The organism is Pseudooceanicola marinus (assembly GCF_020177265.1).
GTDB lineage: Bacteria > Pseudomonadota > Alphaproteobacteria > Rhodobacterales > Rhodobacteraceae > Pseudooceanicola > Pseudooceanicola marinus_A.
In genome coordinates, this window is the sequence record NZ_JAIVMC010000022.1 from 1 (window position 1) to 7,837 (window position 7,837).

General features: G+C 60.9%; 5 protein-coding genes. All 5 read left to right on the forward strand.

Annotated elements, in window-relative coordinates; all coding sequences use genetic code 11:
• Window positions 1-70: 70 nt before the first annotated feature.
• Window positions 71-1,906 (forward strand): type I restriction-modification system subunit M, encoded by a 1,836-nt coding sequence (locus LC066_RS21315; protein ID WP_224903513.1) that lies wholly within the window; start codon window positions 71-73, stop codon window positions 1,904-1,906.
• Window positions 1,903-3,237, forward strand: coding sequence for a restriction endonuclease subunit S (locus LC066_RS21320; protein WP_224903515.1), 1,335 nt, complete (start codon window positions 1,903-1,905; stop codon window positions 3,235-3,237). The genes LC066_RS21315 and LC066_RS21320 overlap by 4 nt, the downstream gene beginning before the upstream one ends.
• Window positions 3,234-3,770 carry a hypothetical protein gene (locus LC066_RS21325; RefSeq protein WP_224903517.1) on the forward strand — a complete coding sequence of 179 codons (537 nt, stop codon included), beginning with the start codon at window positions 3,234-3,236 and terminating at the stop codon, window positions 3,768-3,770. Before LC066_RS21320 ends, LC066_RS21325 begins: the two co-directional genes overlap by 4 nt.
• A gap of 104 nt (window positions 3,771-3,874) precedes the next feature.
• The gene (locus LC066_RS21330; RefSeq protein WP_224903518.1) at window positions 3,875-4,852 is read left to right on the forward strand and encodes a DUF4268 domain-containing protein; all 978 of its coding nucleotides are present in this window, start codon (window positions 3,875-3,877) and stop codon (window positions 4,850-4,852) included.
• Window positions 4,849-7,837, forward strand: a 2,989-nt coding sequence (locus tag LC066_RS21335) for a type I restriction endonuclease subunit R (RefSeq protein WP_224903520.1), incomplete at its 3' end; no start/stop codon positions are given. The genes LC066_RS21330 and LC066_RS21335, both read left to right, overlap by 4 nt.

The following is a 7,837-nucleotide window of genomic DNA, read 5'->3' on the forward strand; positions in this document are numbered from 1 at the left end:
ACGCGCCCTTGTGGGGAGGCGACTGCTCGCATAGCCTTCGCTCCAAACAAGCAGAAGAACAAATAAGAGCATGTCCCAGTCAGACCTTTCCAACCTCATCTGGTCCGTGGCGGACCTCCTGCGCGGGGATTATCGGCAGTCCGAGTACGGTCGGGTGATCCTCGCCTTCACGGCCCTGCGCCGACTCGATTGCGTCCTGGCGCCGACAAAAGACGCCGTGCTGCGCGAGCAGGAGGAGAAGGGCAAAATGGGCCTGAACCCAGAGCCCTTCATGCGCCGCGCGTCTGGTGCCAGCTTCTACAACAGCTCGACGCTGGACTTGAGCAAGATCATCGGGGACCAGGACAACGTCGGCCCGAACCTGACATCCTACATCGACGCGTTCTCGCCGGAGGTCCGCGACATCTTCGAGCGCTTCAACTTCGCCGAGCTGGTCGAGCGGCTGGTGAAGAACAAGCTGCTCTACATGGTGACCGAGAAGTTCGCCGGGTTCGACCTGCACCCCGAACGCGTCACCAACGCCCAGATGGGCCTCGTCTTCGAGGAGCTCATCCGCAAATTCGCCGAAGCGTCCAACGACACCGCCGGGGAACACTTCACCCCGCGCGAGGTCATCCGCCTGATGGTCAACCTGATCTTCGTCGAGGATGACGACATCCTGTCCAAGCCCGGCGTGGTCCGCACCATCTACGACCCAACTGCGGGCACCGGCGGGATGCTGTCGGTCGCCGACGAATACCTGATGGAGCATAACCCCAAGGCCGCCCTGACGATGCACGGGCAGGAGCTGAACGACATGTCCTATGCCATCTGCAAGGCGGACATGCTGATCAAGGGGCAGGACGTCCGCAACATCACCGCCGGGAACACGCTGTCCGAGGATGGTCACCCGGACGCGAAGTTCGACTATATGCTCTCCAACCCACCCTTCGGGGTGGAGTGGAAGAAGGTCCAGAAGGCCGTGCAGGACGAACACAAGCTGCAGGGCTACAACGGGCGCTTCGGCCCCGGCCTGCCGCGCGTCTCCGATGGCTCTCTGCTGTTCCTCATGCACCTGCTGTCCAAGATGCGTCCCGCCAAGGACGGCGGTTCGCGCTTCGGGATCGTCCTGAACGGCTCCCCCCTCTTCACCGGCGGCGCGGGGTCCGGCGAAAGCGAGATCCGGCGGCATGTGCTGGAAAGCGACCTGGTCGAGGCCATCATCGGCCTGCCCACCGACCTCTTCTACAACACCGGCATCGCCACCTATGTCTGGATCATCTCAAACAAGAAGCCCGCGCACCGCAAGGGCAAGGTGCAGCTCATCGACGCCTCCGGCCTCTGGCAGAAGATGCGCAAGTCGCTGGGATCGAAACGTCGCGAGATCAGCGACGAGGGGATCGACATTGTCACCCGCCTCTTCGGCGACTGCACCGAGGCGCGGATGGCCACGCTCTTCGATGCCGAGGGACGCGAGATCGGGCAACAGGTTGTCGAGGCAGGCCAGCCCGCACCGCAGGCGCCCGAGGGCGGCAAGGTCAAGCTGCGCCCCCTGTCGCTGCTCCTGCCCAACCGCGCCTTTGGCTTCCGCCAGATCACGGTGGAACGCCCCTTGCGCGACAAGGCGGGCGAGGTCGTCCTGGGCACACGCGGCAAGCAGAAGGGCAAGCCGCAACCCGACAGCGCCCTGCGCGACACCGAGATCGTGCCGCTGACCGAGGAGGTGGAGAGCTACTTCGCCCGCGAGGTGATCCCCCATGCGCCCGACGCCTGGATCGATCCCGAGAAGACGAAGACCGGCTACGAGATCCCCTTCAACCGGCACTTCTATGTGTTCGAGCCGCCGCGCGAGCTGGAGGAGATCGACGCGGAGCTGTCGGAGGTGACGAAGAACATTCAGCGGATGCTGGTGGAGTTGGCGGGATGAGTTTGCCGAAGCAACCACTTAGAAGCGGAAAGGTCTGGTGGCCTGAACTTCCATCCCAATGGGAACTCGCGAAATTAGGGCGTTCATTGCAGGAAATGCCCTGCTACGGAGTACTTGTGCCCGACCACGCACCTGACGGTGTTCAGATGCTCCGAATAAAGGATCTTACTGCGGACACATTCTCGCGTGATGATGTGGCAAGTATTTCAACTGAACTTTCAGATCAATATTCGCGCACATTGATATCGGAGGGTGATCTAGTTCTGACCGTCGTAGGCACAATCGGAGAAGCCAAAGAGGTGCCAAGGGATTGGGAAGGTATGAACTTATCTCGTGCCATCGCCCGTCTTCAAATTTCTGGCGACACAAACGCAGGATTCCTGCGTTGGATCTTCGCATCCACTCAATTTCGCCATTATACCGACCTGACTTGTGTCGGGACCGCGCAGCGTGTCCTCAATATGATAGACCTTTGGCGCTTTCCCATTCCACGTCCCCCTCTCCCCGAACAAAAGGCCATCGCGGCGTTTCTGGATCGGGAGACGGGAAAGATCGATGCGCTGGTGGAGGAGCAGCGGCGGCTGATCGCGCTGTTGAAGGAGAAGCGGCAGGCCGTCATCTCTCACGCCGTCACCAAGGGTCTCGACCCCGCCGCCCCCATGAAGCCCTCCGGCATCGACTGGCTCGGCGACATCCCCGCGCATTGGGAGATGGGGCCTCTGAAACGGCTCGCCGTGAAAGTTCAGACCGGCGGAACTCCAGCGAGCGTTGCTCTGGCTGAGGGCAATGACGATGAATTGCCTTGGTTCACTCCCGGAGACTTTACCGAGCAACTCGCCATCGCGACCGCATCGAAAGCCATTCCGAAGTGCAGCGCCGAGGAAGGCGAAGCGCGAATGTTCCCGGCGGGAAGTGTTCTTGTTGTCGGGATTGGGGCGACCTTGGGGAAGACCTGCATTGCTCGGGTGACTTGCTCAGCAAACCAACAGATCAATGCGATTATCCCTGCCACCGATGTTTGTGCTGAGTGGCTCGGGTACGCACTCCGAGCTCAGACCGAGCAAATGCGCGTTTCTTCGAATGCTTCGACGATTGGCATCATGAACCAAGAGAAGACAAAAGCTCTGTTGCTGGCTCGACCACCACTTATGGAGCAGAAAAAGATCGTGTCGATGATCAATGCGCTGGAAGAGCGTTTCGACGCCCTCACCGCCGAAGCCACCCGCGCCATCGCCCTCCTGCATGAACGCCGCGCGGCCCTGATCTCGGCAGCCGTCACCGGCAAGATCGACGTGCGCGATACCATCGACGACTCCACGGAGGCCGCATGAGCATCGACCTTATCATCGCCACCCTGCCCTCGAAGATCGCGGCAGAGCGCCAACAGATGAGAGACAATGCTGAGCGCCTGATTGAGAAAGGCAGTGCCGCAAAGCAGGCCGATGCAAGGAAGCTCCTCAATGCGCTCGACGAGCTTGAGGCCGAAGAACGCGAGACTTTGGCGCAGTGGGTGCGGGACACGCCCATAGGCGACCGCGTTTTGCGGGCGTTCGAGGTCGTTCCCCTGTCGGACACCGAAGCCAAGGTCATTCGCGCCTTGATGGACAATCCCGGATCCACCTCAGCGGAACTCTCCAAGGCCTGTGGGTGGCGGGGCCAGACCTGGCACGCTCACTTCGGCAAGATGTGCGGTGCACGGGAGGTCTATCTCTGGCCTGCGGAAATGTCCGCCCGGCGGGAGGAAAAGCTCTGGTCCGGGATCCTTGCAGATTTCGATGAAAACACGGCCACATGGACCATGAAGCCCGAGGTCGCCGACGCCTTCGCCACGATGAACCTGGGACCGGGCCGCAGCACCCCTTAAGCCGGAAGACGTAACGGTGCCTTCCAATTCTGGACAGGCGGCAAAGGCTCGGGCCATGCTGCGGCATCAAGTAAATTTGCAAGATTGAATTTGGAACCAGCAATATGATTGCCCGTATCGAAAGAGTAGCCCTGCGTGATGTCTGGCCTCATGAGGCCTATGATTTCACCCAGTGGCTGGAAGAGAATATCGACGTCCTGAGTGATGCTGTCGACATCAGCATCGTCAGCGCCGAACGCGAGAAGAAGACCGAAAGCGCCTTCAGCGTTGATCTGGTCGCCGAGGACGAAGCCGGGCACTCGATCATTATCGAAAACCAGCTGGAGAAGAGTGATCATGACCATCTCGGCAAGCTGATCACCTATCTCACCGCCATGCAGGCGACGACGGCGATCTGGATCGTCTCGCATCCGCGACCCGAGCATGTGGCCGCCATGACCTGGCTCAACGAGTCGACGAGCGCGGACTTCTACTTGCTGAAGCTGGAGGCCATCCGGATCGGAGCCTCTCTTCCTGCGCCGCTGCTTACGCTGATTGTGGGCCCTTCGGAGGAAGGCAAGTCGATCGGGCGCAGCAAGGAGGAGATGAGTGAACGGCATCAGATCCGGCACCGGTGGTGGAGCCAGGTTGTCCAGCACCCCGGGGCATACCGGCACAAGCACATCTCTCCGGGCAAGTACACATGGATTGGCCTTGCCTCGGGGCTTCGCGGGGTCGGCTACAATTACTCCGTCCGGAAGACAGGTGCGGCTGCCGAAGTCTACATCGACCGTGGCAAGGGCCGGCAGGCAGAGAACCTGCATATCTTCGACAGCCTACAGGCGCGTCAGGAAGAGATCGAAGCGGCATTCGGTGGTCCGCTCGTGTGGGAACGCCTCGACAGTCGCCGAGCTTGCCGGATCAGTGCCAAGGTGTCCGGAGGCTACAGGGACCCAGAGGAAAGCTGGCCCGAGACCCAGGATAGGCTGACCGATGCCATGAACCGGCTGATCGATGCGGTCGAACCACACATCAGGGCCATGCAATCTGTGGACTTCGCAGAACTGATCTTGGCTGGCGCCGATGAAGAGGAAGACGCATGAACCTTCACAAGGAGATCAGGTTCGAGGACGAGATCTGCGCCCACTTGGCAGCGCACGGCTGGGAGCATGATCCGGCGGACGCCAAGAACTACGACCGGACCCGCGCCATGTTCCCCGCAGATCTGCTGGAGTGGCTGAAGCAGTCGCAGCCCAAGGCCTGGGAAGCGATCTCAAAGATGGGAACAGATGTCGTCCTCGACAGGGTGCGCAAGCAGATCGCCACCCGGGGGACATTGGACGTCCTGCGCCATGGCGTCGAGATGCTGGGCGTTCGCGGCTCGCTGAAGCTGGCGGAGTTCAAGCCGGCCCTCGGCGAGAACCAGGAGATCATGGCGAGGTACCGGGCGAACCGCCTGCGCGTGGTGCGGCAGGTGCGCTATTCGACCGCCAAGCAGGACAGCATCGATCTGGTGCTGTTCCTGAACGGGATTGCCGTGGCCACGGTCGAACTGAAGACTGACTTCACCCAGAGCATCGGCGATGCTATCGACCAGTACCGTTTCGACCGCCCCCCGAAGACCCCGGGCCATGGCGCTGAACCGCTGCTGACCTTCGAGAGTGGCGCCATCGTGCATTTCGCCGTCAGCTCGAGCGAGGTCTTCATGACCACCAAGCTGGCGGGAAAGGACACCTTCTTCCTGCCGTTCAACAAGGGCGACGAAGGCGGTAAGGGCAACCCCCTGAACCCCAATGGCTACAAGACGGCCTACCTCTGGGAAGAGGTCTGGGAGCGCGAAAGCTGGCTGCAGCTCATCGGGAAGTACATCATCCCGGAGAAGGACAAGAAGGGGAACACGAAGAAACTGATCTTCCCCCGCTATCACCAGCTCAACGCGACCCGCAGGCTGGTGGCCAAGGTTCTGGAGGAAGGGCCGGGCAAGAAGTACCTGATCCAGCACTCAGCTGGGTCCGGCAAGACCAACTCGATTGCCTGGTCGGCGCATTTCCTGGCCGATCTGCACGATGCGTCCAACAAGAAGATCTTCGACACGGTGATCGTGGTCTCAGATCGCAAGGTGATAGACGGCCAGTTGCAGGACGCGATCTTCGCCTTCGAGCGGACGACTGGCGTGGTGCAGACCATCAAGGGCAAGGGTGGCAGCAAGAGTGGGGAGCTGGCTCAAGCCCTGGCCGATGGCAAGAAGATTGTCGTTTGCACGATCCAGACCTTTCCCTTCGCGCTGGATGAGGTGCGCAGGCTATCCGCGACCGAGGGCAAGACCTTTGCTGTGATCGCCGACGAGGCACACAGTTCCCAGACCGGCGAAGCGGCGACGAAGCTCAAGCAGACGCTCTCTCCGGAAGAGATCGAGGAGTTGGGCGATGAGGTCGGCACCGAGGATATCCTGGCGGCACAGATGTCCGCGCGGGCCAGTGACACCGGGGTAACCTACGTTGCCTTCACGGCCACGCCCAAGACGAAGACGCTGGAGCTGTTTGGGCGCCGCCCCGATCCTGACGCCCCCTCCGGCGAAGGAAACATGCCGGAACCGTTCGATCTCTACTCGATGCGGCAAGCCATTGAGGAGGGCTTCATTCTCGACGTCCTGCAGAACTACACCCCCTACAGCCTTGCCTTCCGCCTCGCCAACGAAGGCCAGGAGATGATGGAGGACGAGGTGGAGCGCAGCATGGCGATGCGAGGCCTTATGGAGTGGGTCCGGCTGCACCCTTACAATATCAGCCAGAAGGTCCGGATCGTCGTGGAGCATTTCCGCGAGAACGTCGCCCATCTGCTGGACGGCAAGGCCAAGGCGATGGTGGTGTTGCAGTCCCGTAAGGAGGCCGTGCGCTGGAAGCTGGCCATCGACAAGTACATCAAGGAGAAGGGCTATGACCTGGGGACGCTCGTCGCGTTTTCGGGCGAGGTCACCGATCCGGAGAGTGGCCCGGGGCCGTTTAGTGAGACCAACAACACGGTGAACCCGGATCTGAAGGGCCAGGAGTTGAAGGAGGTCTTCGCAGGCGACGGCTTTCAGGTGCTCCTTGTGGCCAACAAGTTCCAGACGGGCTTTGACCAGCCTCTGCTTTCGGCCATGTACATCGACCGGCGGCTTGCCGGGGTGCAGGCGGTACAGACGTTGTCTCGTCTCAACAGGGCTTACACAAACGGAAAGACGAAGAAGGACACGACCTATGTCATCGACTTCTCCGACAGCTCCGAAGAGGTTCTCAAGGCCTTCAGCCAGTACTACGGCAAGGCCGAACTGGAGGCCGTTACCGATCCAAACCTGATTTTTGACCTCAGGGCCAAACTGGATGAGGCCGGGCACTACGACGACTACGAGATCGACAGGGTCGTCGAAGTCGAGATGGACCCAGCATCAAAGCAGGGTGATCTGGCGAAGGCCATCGAACCCGTGGCAAAGCGGCTCTTGGATCGTTACGCGGCAGCCAAGGCGCGATGGAAGCTCGCCCAGGAGGACGGGAACGACAGAGCGGTCGAAGACGCCGGGGACGAGATGTCTCGGCTCGACATGTTCCGTGGCGACATGCAGGCCTTCCTGAGGATGTATGCGTTCCTCTCCCAGATCTTCGACTATCAGAGCACGGCAGTCGAAAAGCGCTCTATCTTCTACCGCCGCTTGGTGCCCCTGCTGAAGTTCGGTCGCGAACGTGAAGGCGTAGACCTGTCTCAGGTCACGCTCACGCACCACAAGCTGGCGTCGAAGGGGACACGGCGGATCGCCCCTGAAGGTGGACCCAAGCTCGCTCCGGTCACCGCTCCCGGGTCGGGGATGCTGCGCGATGAGGACAAGATCCGCCTGCAGGAGATCATCGAAAAGCTGAACGACCTGTTCGAGGGCGACCTGAGTGACGAAGACCAGTTGGGTTATGTGATGGGCACTGTCCGCGAGAAGATGCTTCAGTCGGACATCCTTCAGGCTCAGGCGGTAAGTAATTCCGAAGAGCAGTTCGCGTCGTCGCCCAACCTGGGGAGTGAATTGATGAATGCCATCATGGACAGCTACGCCGCTCACTCCA